Annotated in this window: 12 protein-coding genes and 1 pseudogene; 6 read left to right on the forward strand and 7 right to left on the reverse strand. The window is 71.4% G+C overall.

Annotation, left to right across the window (positions count from 1 at the left end):
• Positions 1-10: 10 nt before the first annotated feature.
• Positions 11-1,249: a MurT ligase domain-containing protein gene (locus OTB20_RS08825; protein WP_267816159.1), complete on the reverse strand. Its 1,239-nt coding sequence runs from the start codon at positions 1,247-1,249 to the stop codon at positions 11-13.
• A 123-nt stretch (positions 1,250-1,372) separates the two neighbouring features.
• On the opposite strand from OTB20_RS08825, the gene def reads away from it, so the two are divergent.
• The gene (gene def / locus OTB20_RS08830) at positions 1,373-1,927 is read left to right on the forward strand and encodes a peptide deformylase (RefSeq protein WP_267816160.1); all 555 of its coding nucleotides are present in this window, start codon (positions 1,373-1,375) and stop codon (positions 1,925-1,927) included.
• 52 nt (positions 1,928-1,979) lie between these two features.
• Here def and OTB20_RS08835 read toward each other — a convergent pair whose 3' ends face one another.
• A complete protein-coding gene (locus OTB20_RS08835; protein WP_267757103.1) occupies positions 1,980-2,624 on the reverse strand; it encodes a TetR family transcriptional regulator in 645 nt (214 codons plus the stop codon).
• 196 nt (positions 2,625-2,820) lie between these two features.
• Here OTB20_RS08835 and OTB20_RS08840 point away from each other — a divergent pair, with 196 nt between their 5' ends.
• On the forward strand, positions 2,821-4,050 hold the full coding sequence (locus OTB20_RS08840; RefSeq protein WP_267816162.1) for an acyl-CoA dehydrogenase family protein: 1,230 nt from the start codon (positions 2,821-2,823) through the stop codon (positions 4,048-4,050).
• 111 nt (positions 4,051-4,161) lie between these two features.
• Here OTB20_RS08840 and OTB20_RS08845 read toward each other — a convergent pair whose 3' ends face one another.
• A complete protein-coding gene (locus OTB20_RS08845) occupies positions 4,162-4,599 on the reverse strand; it encodes an SRPBCC family protein (RefSeq protein ID WP_267816164.1) in 438 nt (145 codons plus the stop codon).
• Positions 4,600-4,754: 155 nt separating this feature from the next.
• On the opposite strand from OTB20_RS08845, the gene OTB20_RS08850 reads away from it, so the two are divergent.
• A complete protein-coding gene (locus tag OTB20_RS08850; RefSeq protein ID WP_267757106.1) occupies positions 4,755-4,940 on the forward strand; it encodes a DUF5999 family protein in 186 nt (61 codons plus the stop codon).
• A 147-nt stretch (positions 4,941-5,087) separates the two neighbouring features.
• Here the strand turns inward: OTB20_RS08850 and OTB20_RS08855 are convergent, their stop codons facing one another.
• Both OTB20_RS08855 and OTB20_RS08860 read right to left on the reverse strand, forming a co-directional pair.
• Positions 5,088-7,106, reverse strand: coding sequence for an ATP-binding protein (locus tag OTB20_RS08855; RefSeq protein ID WP_267816166.1), 2,019 nt, complete (start codon positions 7,104-7,106; stop codon positions 5,088-5,090).
• Between the two features lie 166 nt (positions 7,107-7,272).
• The gene (locus OTB20_RS08860) at positions 7,273-8,304 is read right to left on the reverse strand and encodes a fibronectin type III domain-containing protein (protein ID WP_267816167.1); all 1,032 of its coding nucleotides are present in this window, start codon (positions 8,302-8,304) and stop codon (positions 7,273-7,275) included.
• Positions 8,305-8,519: 215 nt separating this feature from the next.
• Between OTB20_RS08860 and OTB20_RS08865 the strand changes: the two are divergent.
• The 3 genes and pseudogenes from OTB20_RS08865 to OTB20_RS08875 form a co-directional block, all read left to right on the forward strand.
• Positions 8,520-8,781: pseudogene (locus tag OTB20_RS08865) on the forward strand (ABC transporter substrate-binding protein); the annotation flags it as partial.
• Positions 8,782-9,003: 222 nt separating this feature from the next.
• Positions 9,004-9,198, forward strand: a complete 195-nt coding sequence (locus OTB20_RS08870) for a hypothetical protein (RefSeq protein ID WP_267757109.1) — start codon at positions 9,004-9,006, stop codon at positions 9,196-9,198.
• 166 nt (positions 9,199-9,364) lie between these two features.
• Positions 9,365-10,933 (forward strand): hypothetical protein, encoded by a 1,569-nt coding sequence (locus tag OTB20_RS08875; protein WP_267816169.1) that lies wholly within the window; start codon positions 9,365-9,367, stop codon positions 10,931-10,933.
• A gap of 54 nt (positions 10,934-10,987) precedes the next feature.
• Here the strand turns inward: OTB20_RS08875 and OTB20_RS08880 are convergent, their stop codons facing one another.
• Positions 10,988-12,115, reverse strand: coding sequence for a PP2C family protein-serine/threonine phosphatase (locus OTB20_RS08880; protein ID WP_267816171.1), 1,128 nt, complete (start codon positions 12,113-12,115; stop codon positions 10,988-10,990).
• 96 nt (positions 12,116-12,211) lie between these two features.
• Positions 12,212-15,697, reverse strand: coding sequence for a M28 family peptidase (locus tag OTB20_RS08885; RefSeq protein WP_267816320.1), 3,486 nt, complete (start codon positions 15,695-15,697; stop codon positions 12,212-12,214).
• Positions 15,698-15,780 lie beyond the last annotated feature (83 nt).

The following is a 15,780-nucleotide window of genomic DNA, read 5'->3' on the forward strand; positions in this document are numbered from 1 at the left end:
CTTATGGGTACTAGTTGCCGACGCGGCGGCGCACGTCCTGGAAGGCGGTGTAGTTGGCGATCAGCTCGATCTGTCCGGGCGGCGCCAGCTGCACGGCCTCGTCGAGGGTCTCGCACACCCGGAAGTCCAGGCCCGCGACTTCGAGGCGGACCGCGAGGTCCAGCTTGCGGTCGCCGATCACGAAGATCGGGTGGCCGACCAGGCGCGGGTAGTCCACGTCCCACAGCCAGGAGGTGTCCGTGCCGTCCGCGCCGCGCGCGTTGACCGACAGGATCACCGGGGTCGGCGGCGGGTCGATCAGGGAGAAGGTCTCCAGCCAGCCCGCCGGGTTCTTCGCGAGCAGCAGCCGCAGTTCGCGGCCCTGGAAGCTCACCACGTCGTAGCGGCCGGCGACGGCCTGCACCTGGTACATCCGCTCCAGCGCCACCTGCGGCGGGACGCCGAAGACGGCTGCCACCGCGGCCGAGATGGCCGCGTTCGCCTTGTTGGCGCGGCCCGGGAGCTGGAGGCTGATCGGCCAGGCGCTGCCGTGCGGGTCGAGCACGTGGTCGCCGGAGAGCACCCAGCTCGGGGTGGGGCGGCGGAAACCGCACTCGCCGCAGTACCAGTCGTCGCCCGGACGCTGCATGACGCCACCGCAGGAGGGGCACGACCAGGCGTCGTCCTTCCACTCCTGGCCGGCCGCGACCCACACCACGTTCGTGGAGGAAGAGGCGGCCCACACGATGAGGGGGTCGTCCGCGTTCGCGACGACGACCGCCTTCGAGCCCGAGAGGCCCTCGCGCCACTTCTCCGCGAGCATGCGCGTCTCGGCGGCCCGGTCCAACTGGTCGCGGGAGAGGTTCAGCAGGGCGATCACCTTGGGGGTGACGTCCCGGGCCACTCCGGCCAGGTACTTCTCGTCCACCTCGATGACGCCGTAACGGGCGTCCGAGCCGCCCGCCAGGGCGGAGGTGATGCCCGCCGGCATGTTCGCGCCCAGCGCGTTGGAGACGACCGGGCCGCTGGCCCGCAGGGCCTCCGCGATGAGCCGGGTCGTCGTGGTCTTGCCGTTCGTCGCCGAGACGAGGACGACGTCGAGATGCTGCGCCAGCGCGCCGAGGAGATCGGGGTCGAGCTTGAGCGCGACCTTGCCTCCGATCACCGATCCGCTTCCGCGTCCCGCGGCCCGCGACACCGCCGCCGCGGCCTTGCCCGCCGTCACGGCCAGCTTGGCCCGCGGCGAAAGCGGCTCTGTGTTGCCTGCCATCGTCCCTTGTCCTCCTTGCGTCGGTCGCCCCCAGCCTATCCAGTACCGGCCCGCGCCCGGACCGCGGCGCCCCCGGTCTGCCGAAGATCTCCTCATATAGTCGCCCGTCGTACCCTTACGGCCATGCGACAGCGTCCCCTCCCCGGTACCTCCGGCATCGTCCGCACCATGAGCCTGCTGGGCGACCCGGTGCTCCATTCCGTTTGCGCGGAGGTCACCGAGTTCGGTCCGGCCCTCGACCGGCTCATCGAGGACATGTTCGCCACGATGTACGCCGCCCAGGGCGTCGGCCTCGCCGCGAACCAGATCGGCGTCGCGCAGCGGGTGTTCGTATACGACTGCCCCGACGACGAGGACGTCCGCCACGTCGGGCACATCGTCAACCCCCGCCTGGTGTCCGCCGACGGGGACGAGTTCGTGGGCCCCGAGGGCTGTCTGTCCCTGCCGGGGCTGGAGGCGGGAACGGTCCGCTTCGACCAGGCCGTGGTGGAAGGGGTCACCTCGGACGGCGCGGCCGTGCGGATCCTCGGGAGCGGGTTCTTCGCCCGCTGCCTGCAGCACGAGTGCGATCACCTGGCCGGGACCGTGTACGCGGACCGCGTGACGGGGCTCCGGGCACGGCGTCTGCGGCGGGCGATCCGCAAGACGCCCTGGGGCGCGGAGGCGCTGCGCGGCTAGCCCGCCGGTACGGCTCGCGCAGCCGGATCCGGCGGGGCTGCTCCGGCGGGGCTCAGAAGCCGGGGCCGTCCGGGCGGTTGCCGGCTGTGGCCAGGCGGCCCCACAGGAGGTCGGTCAGGGCGCTGACGAGTTCCGCGCGCTCGCAGGGGCGCTCGCCGAGCCACCAGTCGCCCGCCGCGTGCATCATGCCGACGATGCCGTGGCCCCAGACCCGGGCCAGGCGTTCGCCGCCGGGGCCGAGGTCCACGCGTTCGCCGATCACCTGGGCCAGTTCCTCGCCGAGGCGGCGCAGCAGCGGGGCCGAGTGCAGGCCGACGTCGAACCCGCGCTCGGTGGCCTGGGAGTCCTCGGCCGGATGCATGAGGAAGCGGTAGACCTGGGGCCGGGCCTCGATGGCGGAGAGATAGGTGTCGAGGGTGGCCTCCACGCGGCTGCGCCGTTCGGCGGGGGCGTCGAGCGCCGCGCGAAGCGAGTCGAGGAGGGCGTCCGTGTGCCGGACGGCGAGGGCCTGGTAGAGGCCCGCCTTGTCGCCGAAGTGGCGGTAGAGGATGGGCTTGGTGATCCCGGCCTCCGCCGCGATGGCGTTCATGGACGCCTTGGGGCCGTCCCTGAGGACGACCCGGTCGGCGGCCTCCAGCAGCTCCCGCCGCCGGCGCTCGCCCGCTCCCGGTTCGCCGGCCTGCCGTGTGGTCTCCATGCCGTGTTCTCTCCCCGCCCTTGCGATGTCCTGAGGCACACGCAACGTAACACCCCGCACACCCTGGTGATCTCATCGGTGGTCCGCCGTCGTTGCTGCTTGACAGTGCTTACCGGCCGGTAACAGACTGGAGTCGGAGTAGGGGTTACCGTTGGTAACCACTTGTAGGACAGGCGAGACGAAAGCTGGAGGGGACATGGCGGAGTTCACCATGGAGCTGAACGACGACCAGAAGCAGGTACGGGACTGGATCCACGGCTTCGCCGCCGACGTGATCCGCCCCGCCGCCGCGGAATGGGACGAGCGCGAAGAGACTCCGTGGCCCGTCATCCAGGAAGCCGCGAAGGTCGGCATCTACTCGCTCGACTTCTACGCCCAGCAGTTCTTCGACCCCACCGGCCTCGGCATCCCGATGGCCATGGAGGAGCTGTTCTGGGGCGACGCGGGCATCGCGCTGTCCATCGTCGGTACCGGGCTCGCCGCCATCGGCGTAGTCGCCAACGGCACCGAGGAGCAGATCGGCACCTGGATCCCGCAGATGTACGGCACCCCCGACGACGTGAAGGTCGCCGCCTTCTGCTCCTCCGAGCCCGACGCAGGCTCCGACGTCGGCGCGATGCGCACCCGCGCCGTCTACGACCAGGCCAAGGACGAGTGGGTGCTGAACGGCACCAAGACCTGGGCGACCAACGGCGGCATCGCCAACGTCCACATCGTCGTCGCCGTCGTGGACCCGGAGCTGGGGACCAAGGGCCACGCCTCCTTCATCGTGCCGCCGAACACCCCGGGCCTCTCCCAGGGCCAGAAGTTCAAGAAGCACGGCATCCGCGCCTCGCACACCGCGGAGGTGGTGCTGGAGGACTGCCGGATCCCCGGCTCCTGCCTGCTCGGCGGCAAGGAGAAGCTGGACGAGCGGCTCGCGCGGGCCCACGAGCGGGCCAAGGCGGGCGGCGGGGAGCGCGTGAAGAACGCCGCCATGGCCACCTTCGAGGCCTCCCGCCCGGCCGTCGGCGCCATGGCGGTCGGCACGGCGCGCGCCGCGTACGAGGTGGCGCTGGACTACGCGAAGACCCGTACGCAGTTCGGGCGGCCGATCATCGACAACCAGGGCGTCGCCTTCCAGATCGCGGACATGCGGACCTCCATCGACGCGGCCCGGCTGCTGGTGTGGCGGGCCTCGTGGATGGCGGTCGCGGGCAAGCCCTTCACCTCGGCCGAGGGTTCGATGTCGAAGCTGTTCGCGAGCGAGACCGCCAAGAAGGTCACCGCCCAGGCGGTTCAGATCCTCGGCGGCAACGGCTTCACCCGCGAGTACCCGGTGGAGCGCATGCACCGCGACAGCGCGATCTACACCATCTTCGAAGGCACCAGTGAGATCCAGCGCCTGGTGATCGCCCGCACCCTCTCGGGCATGCCGATCCGCTAGCGCGTGGCCGGGACGGAGAAGGGGTCCGGGGCCGCATCACGGCGGCTCCGGACCCCTTCGTGCGCCGGGGCCCTGCCTCGCGGCGCCCCTGCGGCGGACGGCCGGGGGCTTTCAGGGGCGTAGGAGGGCTTCCAGGGCGCGGGTGAAGAGGAGACGGGCCGCCGTCGCGACCAGGGGGTCGAAGGGGCGGCCCAGGCCGCGGACGTGCAGTTCCTCGCGCCATTGCGCCTCGCAGCCGCCGGCGGGTGAGGGACGGAGCTCGAGCTCCGCCCGGCCCCGCACCGCGCGGCCGTGTTTGACGAGCCGGACCAGTCCGGCCGAGCCGTCCCGAGGGGGCTGCCAGAAGGTGACTTCCATCGGGTCGTCGAAGGTGATCCTCCCCACGCCCGTACGCATGGTGAAACGGGTCCCGGTGTGCGTGGGAGGCGGCGTTTCGATGATCGCTCGGGTGAGCGGGACGACGGCGCCGTGGCGTTCCCAGTCCGTCAGCCTGCGCCACGCCTCCTCGGGGGCGAGAACTGTTCGGCGAATGATCCGGATAGCGGGCATGAGCGCATCGTAAGCGGGCATACACACCCTGAACTGGGCGGCGAATATGGGTTCCGTCCGGGGGTGGCGATCAGCAATACTCACCGCCACCGTGGATCGCGGATTCGACCGGGTGACCACCGGCCTTCCCGCCCCACTTTGCGAGGAGGTGCGCCATGTGCTCCCACCAGCCCCCCTGCCCGTCCGCCGACAGCGTCCACCACGATGCCGCACGCACCGTGGCCTTCCACCCCGAACAGGGCTGGAACCTGCTCTGCAATGGCGCCGTGGTATTCGACGACACCGGTGAACTGCTCCCCGACGGCCGCACGGTGGAACCCCGCCGCCCGGCCCTGGTCTGAGCGAGGAGGCAGCATGCGCCAGCAGCTGATCCGCAAGCCCGTCCCCAAGCCCGCGCCCCGAGACCTGGATCTGCGCACACCGTCGGGCAGACCCCTCCCGTACTGACGGGAGCCCCGGATTTACGCAACGGCGCCACCGGCTGAGCGTCAGCTGGTGGACGCCGCCGTGCCGCCCAGGAAGGCGCTCTCGTAGGCCTCGTCGCCGATCGCCGCCCTGGCGTTGCGCTCGCCGTGGTCGCGCAGCGCCGTGAGCGAGGGGGAGCCCATCTGCGGCCGGCCCACCGTGCGCCACCAGGCGTGCCCCGTGCCCAGCAGCCGGGCCGCCAGCTCGCCGTCGCCCATGGCCGCCACCGAAGCCGCCAGCAGGTCGAGACCGAGCGCGATCCCGAAGCGGTCGCCCAGCAGCCGCTTGCCCGACAGCATCGCCCGCGCGTGCCGGGCGGCCTCTCCGTAGTGGCCGAGCCCGAAGGCGGCCACGGCCAGGATGTAGTCCGCGTACGCCCGCAGCCAGCGCTCTCCCAGTTCCGCGCAGGACTCGCGCAGGCCGCGGGCCTCCAGCTCGGCCTCCTCGAAGCGCCCGAGGTCGCACAGGGCGTAGCCGGTGGCCAGCCGGCACAGCAGCCAGCCCACGCCGGTGGGCCTGCCGCCGTGGCCCCCGCGTGCCCGGGGGCCGGCCAGCGCCAGTGCCCGTACGGAATCGCCCGGCATCATCACCGAGACCGCATGCAGGTAGGCGGCGCGCAGCTCCGGCTCGGGATCGGCCAGCGCGGCCGCCGCGTCGGTGCACCGCCTGCCGAGTTCCTCGGCCGTGGCCAGCTCGCCCTGGAGCAGGGTGGTGAGCCCCAGTGCCCACAGGGCCTGGGCGTACGCGGCTCCCGAGCGCGGGCCCGTGCGCAGGGCCCGCTCCAGGAAGGCCCGGCCCTCGAGCACGTGGCCGCAGGAGAACCAGAAGAACCAGAGCGCGCCGGCCGTCTCCAGGGCCGCCGTGGGATCGGAGCGGAGCAGGTGCTCCAGGGCGGTACGGAGCTGGGCGTGCTCGGCGGTCATCCTGCGGTACCAGTCCACTTGGCCGGGCCCCATCCAGCCCGGGTCGGCGGCCTTCGAGAGCGCCGCGTACCAGTGGGCGTGCCGGTCGGCGACGATCCGTTCCTCGCCCAGTTCCGCCAGCCAGTCCTGGCCGTACTCGCGGATCGTGTCCAGCAGCCGGTAGCGGGCGCCCGCACCCCGTTCCCGGGTGCACCGGACCACCGACTTCGCGACCAGGCCCGCCAGCACCCGTTCCACCCGCGCGGCGGGCAGGGGGCCGCCCGAGCACACCGCGCGCGCCGCGGCGACATCGAAGTCCCCGGTGAAGACCGAGAGCCGGGCCCACAGCAGCCGCTCGACCGGCTCGCACAGCTCGTGGCTCCAGCCGATCGCGGTGCGCATCGTCTGGTGCCGGGGGAGGAGGGCGGCGGCGGCGGACAGCAGGTCGAAGCGGCCTTCGAGGCGCTGCGCCACCTGCTCCAGGGTCCAGAGCCGCATCCGGGCGCCGGCCAGTTCCAGGGCGAGGGGGATCCCGTCCAGGCGGCGGCAGATGTCCGCGGCGAGGGCCGCCCGGGCGGGGTCGTCGAAGGCCGCACCGGAGCTCGGGGTGGCGGCGAGCGCGCGGGCCCGGAACAGGGCGAGGGCGTCGCTGTCGGGTCCGTCGCTGGGCAGCGGGCTGACCTCGAGGACGTTCTCCCCGGGGCAGCCGAGCGGCTCGCGCGAGGTGATCACCACGGTCAAGCCCGGCGCTGACTGCAGGAGTTCGCCCACCAGGTGCCGGCAGGCAGCCACCAGGTGCTCGCACGTGTCGAGGACGAGCAGCATCTCCTTGTCGGCCATCCACGCGCACAGTTCCTCGTCCAGGGGGCGCCGGGACTGGGGGGCGAGGCCGACGGCGTACGCCACGGTGGCCGTCAGCAACTCCGTGTCGCGCAGCGGGGAGAGCTCCACCCACCAGACCCCGTCGGGCCTGCGCTGGCGGGTGTCCGCGGCGGCGCGCAGGGCCAGCCTGGACTTGCCGACACCGCCGACGCCCGTGAGTGTCACGAGCCGCCGCTCGCGCAGCAGGTCGGACAGGAGGCCGAGTTCACGCTCGCGGCCCACGAAGCTCGCCGTCTCCGGCGGCAGGTTTCCCGGCACGGCGCCAGAGTCTGGCCCAGGATCGCCGTCCGTGGAATCTGCCTGATTGTTGTTGACCGAGTACTCACCGAACACGGGAGTATTCTGCGTGATCTTCTTTCTCCATAGTGCCGTTCGGGCCAGATCGAACGAACAGTTCGTCAGCAGGTCTGCTCTCGAGCGGGGTTCAGGAGGTCAGGACGATCCGCCGTTCGGCCGAGAAGGCGCCCCAGGTGCCGTCGGGCAGCCGGGCCCGGATCTTCACCGTCCATACGGTGCCGGGCGGTTCGGCGACCGTCAGGCGGTGCTCCGCCCGGCCGGCCGGGACGGCGCCCGCACCGAACTGGATGACGGTGGTGGGCCGGCCATTGACGTAGAGCTCGTACTCGCTGGTCTTCCGGCCGGTCGGCGGTGGGGTCCAGGTGAGGGTGAGCGCGCCCGGCGAGGCGGCCGCCGTGAAATCGGCCGGAGCGGTACCGGTCCGCTGCCCGGGCCCGGCCGGGGTGGCCACGTCCGCCGCCGGGCCGGAGGGGGAGGAGTTGTCGGCGCCGTCGCGGGCCCGGACGGTGAAGGTGTACACGCTGTCGGGCTGGAGCCCCTCCAGGACCGTCGTGGTCGAGCCGGGGCCGGCCGTGTGGATCCGGGCGTCGCCCTGGTAGACGTCGTACGCGGTGACGCCCGTGTCGTCGGTGGCCGCGGTCCAGGTCAGCCGGGCGGAGGTGGGTCCGAGCGGCTGACCCTGCGTACGGGCCGGGGCGGTCGGGGCCTGTCGGTCCTCGGCCTTGGCGGCGGGGGTGGTGGCCGAGGCGGCCGCGCTGGACGGTGAGGTGTTCCCGGCGGCGTCCCGGGCCCGGACGGTGAACGCGTAGGCCGTCTGCGGGGTGAGGCCGGTGATGTCCGTCATCGTCTTGTCGGCGGGCAGTTCGCGCACCAGCCGGTCCTGCTGGAAGACGAGGAAGGCGGTCACCCCGTCGGCGGGCGCGGGCGACTGCCACATGACGTGCACGGAGGTGGCGCTGCCGGCCTGGGCCGTGAGATCGGCCGGGGCCGGCGGGGGCGTGGTGTCGGACGGACCGCACGCCGTCAGCGCGGCGGCCGCGAGGGCCAGGGCGAGAGCCGAGAGGCGGCCCGGCGCGAGGGCGGCCGCCGATTCCCGGAAGGCCGGCCGCCGGGGGTGGCGTGCGGGGTGCGGCGCGGTGCGGGGTGCGGGGTCGTGCACGGCGGGCGCCTCCTTCTTCCGGTTCGTGGGGTGGCTTCCGGTTCGCGGGGTCTTCCGGTTCTTCGGTTCTTCGGGTCTTCCGGTTCTTCCGGCGCCTCGGAAAGGTCTAGACATATATGGCACGCTCCGCGGCGGCCGGGCAAGACCTCTGCGAGAGCCCTTCCCGGCTCCGGCGCCCGGTTCGTGTCCATCCGTTCCCGTCCGGCAATATTGCGTACGCGCTCCGCCGGGGCGTGATGTTCAGCGACGGACGGCCCTTCGGCGCCAAGGACGTCGTCTTCACCTACCGGACCCTCCTCGACGTGAAGACGAACAACGCGTCCAAGTCCGAACTCGACGCGATCACGGACGTGACGGCGCGCGGCGACGACGCCGTCGTCTCCACCCTGAAGTACCCCTAAGCCCCCTTCGCCGAGCGGACCGTCCTGCCCATCGCCCCCGAGCACGTCGCGGGCGCACAGGACGTCAACAGCGGCGAGTGCCGGGCGGAGTCCGGGGGCGGGCCTGCTGGCCTGCTGGCGGTGGGGCACGATCCCGTGCTGCTCGCGCGATGGTGCGGTCACCGGATGGTCCGCCTGGAGGGGATCGTCAAGGACTGACAGCCGGTCACGGACGGTCAACGCCCGTTTGGCGGACACGAGTTTCGCCCGAAGGGCCCTCCTTCTGCGCCACCATGGCGCCGCGTAAGGAGGTGTTCCGATGGTGATCTCCCTCTCCGTCGTCGTCCTGCTCCTCGTCCTCGCGTGGATCTTCATGCGCGGCGGCGGTCTCAAGCTGTCCCACGCGCTCGTCTGCGTCCTGCTCGGCTTCTACCTCGCGAGCAGCAGCGTGGCGCAGACCATCCACAACGGAGTCTCGGCCACGGCGAACGTGGTCAGCGGCTTCAAGCCGTAATCCGCCCCGGGGTAAAGCCCCTTCCCGCGCAAGACGATCAACTGTTGCGCCTTCGTGAATCATCCGGCTCTTCCATGGACTCCTCAGGCAGTGCGATCTAGCGTCTGGCCGCGGCGCGATGTCATACGCAATGTCAATAAAGCTGAGGACAAGGGAGGAAGTCCGGATGTTCCGAAGAGCGCTGAACTGCGCCGTAGCCCCGGCTCTCGCCGTATGCGCGGTGATGTACGGGGTCTCCCCGGCCGCCGCCGAGGAGATACCCCTGGCCCCCGGCCACCGCCTGGTCAGCCATTACGAGGGCGGCCCTGCCACCGCCGCGCCACTGCCCGGCGAAGCCCCGCCGCAGCACCCCTTCCTCGCGCCCAACGGCCGCAGCGGCATGCACTCCGACGCGGCGGGCAGCGCCACCTCGCCCTGGTCCGGCCCGCTCGGCAAGAACCCGCAGGTGACCAGCGCGAAGATCGCCGCCCTGGGTGGCGAGTGCGCCACCGCCACCTTCGACTCGGGCGGCCGGCTGGTCACGGTGTGCGGCACCTTCGGCGGGTTCAAGGTCAAACTGCTGGAGCCCAGGACGCTCGCCACGCTCGCGGAGTACCAGCTCCCGCAGCGTTCCTCGACGGTCCAGGCGATCACCTCGCTCGACTTCGCGAAGATCTTCAAGGACACCTCGGGCGGCGCCTACTTCTATCTGGACAACCAGGACCGGGCGGTACTGGCCGACTCCCGCCAGCACATCCTGCGACTCTCGCACGTACAGAACCAGGACGGCGGCTGGCAGTTCAAGGTCGACGACGACTGGGACCTGACCGGCCAGGTCCCGCACGACTGCGTCGACTGGACCAACCTGTGGCCCACCGGCACGTGCGACCCCGTCACTTCGGTGATGCCCGACTGGAACGGCCGCGTCTGGTGGGTCACCCGCCAGGGCCGCGTCGGCACCGTGGACCCGGCGACCTCCGTGATCCGCTCGATCCGGCTGGCGGGGGAGGAGATCCAGAACTCCTTCTCGGTCGGTGAGGACGGCGTCTCCATCGTCACCGACCACGCCCTGTACAGCTTCCGCGCCACCGCCGACGGCGCCCCCGTGGCGCAGTGGCGCCAAACCTACGACCGGGGGACGGGCACCAAGCCCGGCTCGGTCAACCAAGGCTCGGGCACCACCCCGGACCTCTTCGGCGACGGCTACGTCGCGATCACCGACAACGCCGACGACCGGATGAACGTCCTGGTCTTCAAGCGGGGCGTGGAGGTACCCGAGGACCGGCGGCTCGTGTGCAAGGTGCCGGTCTTCGGTCCGGGGGCCTCCACCACGGACAACTCCCTGATCACCTGGGGCAACAGCATCGTCGTCGAGAACAACTACGGCTACGAGAACGTCACTTCGCTGGTCCTTGGAAAATCGGTCGTCGGCGGCGTCAGCCGCATCGACGTCCGCGCCGACGGCAGCGGCTGCGACACGGTCTGGCAGAGCGCGATCCGCTCGCCCTCCGTGGTCCCCAAGCTCTCCACCGCGAACGGCCTGCTCTACTTCTACGAGAAGGAGCCGAACTTCTGGGGGATCGACGCCTGGTACCTCACGGCGGTCGACTTCCGCACCGGCGAGCGCCGCTGGCGCCAACTGACCGGCACCGGACCGTTGTACGACAACAACTGGGCCCCGATCACCCTCGGCCCGGACGGGACGGCCTACGTCGGCGTCTTCAACGGCATCGTCGCGGTCCGCGACGGCGGCTGAACCACCGCGGGGGCCCACCCGGTGGGCGGGCCCCCGCGCAGGACGGTCGGCCACTCAGGACGGTCGGCCGACCCGCTCGATGGCCACCATCGCCGCGTCGTCACCCAGGAAGCCGTCCGGGGTGTGTGCGAGGAGGTCCGCGCACAGGTGGCGCAGGAGGGCCTGCGGGCCGTCCCCGGGCCGGTCGGCGGCCCGTTCCGACAGCGGATAGAAGGCCCCCGAGGCGTCACGGGCCTCGATGACGCCGTCCGTGTACAGGAGGATCACGTCCCCCGGCTCGAACGGGAAGGACTGCGCGGCGAAGCCGGCGTCCATGAACTCGGACAGGCCCAGCGGCGGCGCCGGATGGTCCACCTGGAGGGTGACGACCCGGCCCCCGCGCAGCAGCAGCGGCGGCGGGTGACCGCAGCTGACCACCCGCAGGGACGGCTCCCCGTCCGGGACGTCGAGCACCGCCGCGGTGGTGAACCCCTCCTCCGGGCGGCCGGGGCCCCCGGGACCGTCCGCGCCCCGGTCGGGGTCGGCCGACACGGCGGCCTCGAGGTAGCCGACCAGCCCCGGCAGGTCCCGCTCCAGATGGGCGGCGGCCCGGAAGGCGCCGAGGACGATCGAGGCGTCGCCGACCGCGTCCAGCCCCTTGCCGCGGACATCGCCGATGATCAGCCTCGTGCTGTCGGCGGTACGGGCGGCCGCGTACAGGTCGCCGCCGATCTGCGCCTCGGCCTCGGCCGACAGGTACACGGAGGCGATCCGCAGCGGGCCCATCCGGTCGCGCAGCGGTCGTAGGACCACCTGCTGCGCCGCGACGGCCACGGAACGCAGCCGGGTGAGCTGTCGCTCGTGCGTCTGGCGCAAATGCGCGAAGAAGGTGACGAAGACCGAGATCAGCACCAGGGCGATGATCTGGAAGGTGTGGTTGAGGTCCGTCAGGGAAGTGCGGGCGACGGCCACCGCCACCTGTGCGAGGACCGCCGCGGCGCCGACGAACCCGGTTGTGCGCGGCCCGGCGAAGGAAGCGGTGAGCGCCGGGGCGGCCACCAGGAAGGGGCCCAGGTGGACCTCCGGAGGCGCCAGTACGTCGACTGCCGTGACCACGGCGATCAGGGCGAACGGGACCGACAGCAGCGCCGCGCGTGACTCCCGGAGCCTGCTGGTGCGTGGGGACGTCGCCGAGGGATCCATGCCTCTTGCATACACCGCACACGGCCGGGCGGCACCCGCTCCGGCCGTGTGGCCGGAGCGGATGCCGCCCGGGTGGTGCTCAGGGTGCCGGGTGCGTCAGCTCACCTGGAGGGTGACGTCGTCCACGACGAAGGAGGTCTGGAGCGAGGCGTCCTCCACGCCCTGGAACTTCAGGGTGACGCTCTGGCCGGCGAACCGGGAGACGTCGTAGGTCTTGAGCTGGTAGCCGGATGCCGCGTTGACGTTGGACAGGGTCGCCAGCGTCTGGCCGCCCACCGAGACCGTGAAGGTGTCGTAGACGGTGTTCTCGGTCTCGTCGGTGTCGATGTGCAGGTAGAAGCCGAGTTGGTACGAGGAGCAGCCGGTCGGGATGGTCACCGACTGGGAGGCGCTGTCCGTGTGGGCCTGGCCGTAGCCGTTGAGCCAGGCCTTGTACGTGCCGCCGTGCGGGGTCTGGCCGGCCTGGTCGGTGATGACGCCCGAGGTGGACGTCCACGGGGTGGTGCCGCTCTCGAACCCGCCGTTGGCGACGAGCTGGCGCGGGGTGCAGGAGGGGCCGGTGCCGGTGACGGTCAGGGTGTAGGTGGTGGTGTGGCTGACCGAACCCGATCCGGTGACGGTCAGGGAGTACGTGCCGGGCGCGGCGCTCGCGCCGACCTGCACGGAGAGCGTCGAGGAACTGCCGGACTGGACCGAGGTGGGGCTGAGGCTCGCCGTCACACCGGCGGGGGCGCCCGTCACCGACAGGGCGACGGTCTGGGCGGCGCCGCTGGTGGTCGCGGTGTTGATGGTGGAGGAGGCGCTGCCGCCCTGGGCCGCGCTGCCGGTGGCCGGGGAGGCGCTGATCGAGAAGTCGGGGCCGGGGGTGGTCCCGCCGACGGCCTGGTTCCAGACGGTGTAGGCCACGCCGTCCGCGCTGCGGTCTAGGACCGTCGCGCTGATGTTGTTCGTGGTGTCGCAGGAGCTGTGGTAGCAGGGGTCGTACGCCGCGTTCGCGGTGCCGCCCCATTTCGTGGCCTGCGCCGAGGTCTTGCGGGCACTGGCGCCGGCCGCGTAGCCGGAGGTGGGGATGCCGCCCTGCTGGAAGGAGTAGTCGTCACTGCGGCCCTGTCCCTCGGTGTTCTCCTCGGGAGCGAGGTTCAGGGAGGTCCAGTAGGCCTTGAGCGGGGCGGCCGCGGTGGAGTTGACGTTGTTGATGAAGTAGCCGCCGTTGATCGAACCGACCATGTCGAAGTTGTAGTAGGCCTTGATGGCCGACTTCTGGGTGCTGGTGAGCTGGTTCACGTAGAACTTCGAGCCGTTGAGGCCCTGCTCCTCGTCGGTCCACCAGGCGAAGCGCACGTGCTTGGTCATGGTGGGGTTCTTCTGGGCGAGGACGAGCGCGTTCTCCAGCAGGGTCGCGGAGCCCGAGCCGTTGTCGTTGATGCCCGGACCGGCCGAGACGCTGTCGAGGTGCGCGCCGAACATGATCGTCTGGTCGGCGGGGCCGCCGGGCCAGTCGGCGATCAGGTTGTTCGACGGGTAGGTGCACGAGCTGCAGTTCTGCTCGCTGACCGTGTAGCCGGCCGCCTGCAGCTTGCCCTTGATGTACGCCACCGACTGGGTGTAACCAGCGCTGCCCGCGCGGCGGTTGCCGCCGTTCTGGGAGGCGATCGTGTTCAGCTGGGTCAGGTGCGCCTGGACGGCGGCCACGTCGATGTTCGGCGCGCCGGGGTTGGGTGTGGTGCCGCCGACGGTGAGTGCGTAGTCGACGGTGTGCGAGAGGCTGGTGCCCTGGCCCTTGACGACGACGGCCGAGGAACCGGGAGCCGCGCTGGAGGAGGCGGTCAGGGTCAGCGTCGAGGACTGGCCGGACTGCACGGTGGCCGGGTTGAAGGTGGCGCTCACTCCGGCCGGCAGGCCGGTCGCGGTGAGGGTCACCTGCTGGGCGGTGCCCTGGGAGACCGTGGTGGCGACGGCGGTGGTGACCGACGCGCCTTGCTGGACGGTGCCCGAGGACGGGTTCAGCGTGAGCGAGAAGTCGCTGTTCTCGCCGCTCGGAATGCAGGTCGGGTCGGCCGACTGGGCGGGCACGCTGATGGCGTCCCAGGCGCCCTTGGTCTTGTTGAACAGGTTGCAGGTGGTGTCCAGCGACTTGGCGGAACTCAGTGTCGCCGTGCGGTACTTCTTGTAGGACATGCTGGAGGTTTTCAGCAGCATGCCGCCGTAGAAGATCTTGCCGGCGTTCTGTGCGCCCACGCCGGTCAGCGTGGACTGGTTGCAGGTGCTGCTGTTCGGCTTGCCGCCGCCCGGGCTGGTGCCCTCGGCGAGCAGGTAGAACCAGTGGTTGAGCGGGCCGGCTGCCGCGTGCACCTCGGTACCCGGTATCGCGGAGCTGTAGCAGGCAGGGTCGTTGTTGACGGCCGGCGGGTTGTACATGTTGCGGATCGGACCGTTGCCCACGAGGTTGATCATCTCGCCGACGGTGTAGTCCGGAGTGTCGTACGGGGAGGGCTCGTTGATGAAGGCCTCGGTCAGCGCGCCGAAGATGTCACCGGTGGCCTCGCCGAGCCCGGATTCCTGGCCGCTGGTGCCGCCCGGGGTGTTGGAGTCGATGGCGTGCCCGTACTCGTGGGCCACCACGTCCACGCCGGCGATCCACTCGTTGGCGTTGTTGTGGCCGATGCTGACCGAGCTTCCGTCCCAGTAGGCGTTCACGTCATTGAGACCGACCTTGGCCGGGAAGCTGCGGCCGTTGCCGTTGACGCCGTTGCGGCCGAGCCACTGGCTCAGCATGTCCCACTGCTTCTGGGCCGCGAACATCAGGTCCGTACAGCCGGTCTCCTTGGACGTGGGGTTGCCGGTGCCCCAGGAGTCGGAGGACTTCGAGAAGACCGTGCCGGAGCTGTAATCGGCGCAACTCAGGCCGGTCCGGTTCGGGTCGCGCAGGGAGTAGGTGCCACCGGAGGCGGTGGTGTCGATGGTCAGCGGGTTCGGGCCGTTCCACTTGCTGTTCCCGCTGCCCGCCACCACCTCGTCGAAGCGGTCGACGACCTTGCCGGTGCGGGCGTCCACGAACACGTGGAGCTTGCTGGGCGCCTTGGCGGTCCGCCCGATCAGGACGGTCTCCCAGGCCAGTACCGGCTTGTCGTCCTTGAGCTTGACGACGAGCCGGCTGCTCTGCACCTTGTCGGTCTTGACCAGCTCGGCGCGCGCGAGGGCCTCGGCGGCCGAGGCCGTGACCGAGGCGGTGGTGGCCACGTCGATCACGGTCGCCGAGGCCGACTGGAGGGCGCGTACCCGGCCCTGCCCGTCCGCGAGGACGACCGCGTCGCCGCCGACCACGGGCAGGCCGCGGTAGCTGCGCTCGTACGCGACGGAGTACAGGTCCTTCACCCAGGGGGTGACCAGGCGGCGGTCGTACTGCTGCTGCGGGGAGTTGACCAGGCTGTCGAGCCCGCTGCGTACGGCCGCGTCGGCCGCGGCGACCGCCCGTTCGGCGGCCGTGGCGGGGCCGGGATCCGTGTTCTGCGAGGCGGTGGCGGTGGTGGCCAGCGTGCCGGCGAGGCCCGTGGTCAGCACCATGGCCGCGAGGGCGGCCATCCATCTGGTGGGCTGCAAGAGTCCACTCCGATCGTGGGGGAGGCGGGGAGGGGAACGGGGATCTGGCTGTTCCGGGCCGAGTA

The sequence above is a fragment of the Streptomyces sp. H27-H1 genome (genome assembly GCF_026627445.1).
Classification (GTDB): domain Bacteria; phylum Actinomycetota; class Actinomycetes; order Streptomycetales; family Streptomycetaceae; genus Streptomyces.

Bases quoted from the DNA above. Each gene is read 5' to 3' on its own strand.
- OTB20_RS08885 (WP_267816320.1), bottom strand. From the start codon at position 15,697: ATGGCCGCCCTCGCGGCCATGGTGCTGACCACGGGCCTCGCCGGCACG.
- OTB20_RS08835 (WP_267757103.1), bottom strand. From the start codon at position 2,624: ATGGAGACCACACGGCAGGCCGGCGAACCGGGAGCGGGCGAGCGCCGG.
- OTB20_RS08870 (WP_267757109.1), top strand. From the start codon at position 9,004: ATGGTGATCTCCCTCTCCGTCGTCGTCCTGCTCCTCGTCCTCGCGTGG.
- OTB20_RS08880 (WP_267816171.1), bottom strand. From the start codon at position 12,115: ATGGATCCCTCGGCGACGTCCCCACGCACCAGCAGGCTCCGGGAGTCA.
- OTB20_RS08840 (WP_267816162.1), top strand. From the start codon at position 2,821: ATGGCGGAGTTCACCATGGAGCTGAACGACGACCAGAAGCAGGTACGG.
- OTB20_RS08845 (WP_267816164.1), bottom strand. From the start codon at position 4,599: ATGCCCGCTATCCGGATCATTCGCCGAACAGTTCTCGCCCCCGAGGAG.
- OTB20_RS08850 (WP_267757106.1), top strand. From the start codon at position 4,755: ATGTGCTCCCACCAGCCCCCCTGCCCGTCCGCCGACAGCGTCCACCAC.
- OTB20_RS08825 (WP_267816159.1), bottom strand. From the start codon at position 1,249: ATGGCAGGCAACACAGAGCCGCTTTCGCCGCGGGCCAAGCTGGCCGTG.
- def (WP_267816160.1), top strand. From the start codon at position 1,373: ATGCGACAGCGTCCCCTCCCCGGTACCTCCGGCATCGTCCGCACCATG.
- OTB20_RS08875 (WP_267816169.1), top strand. From the start codon at position 9,365: ATGTTCCGAAGAGCGCTGAACTGCGCCGTAGCCCCGGCTCTCGCCGTA.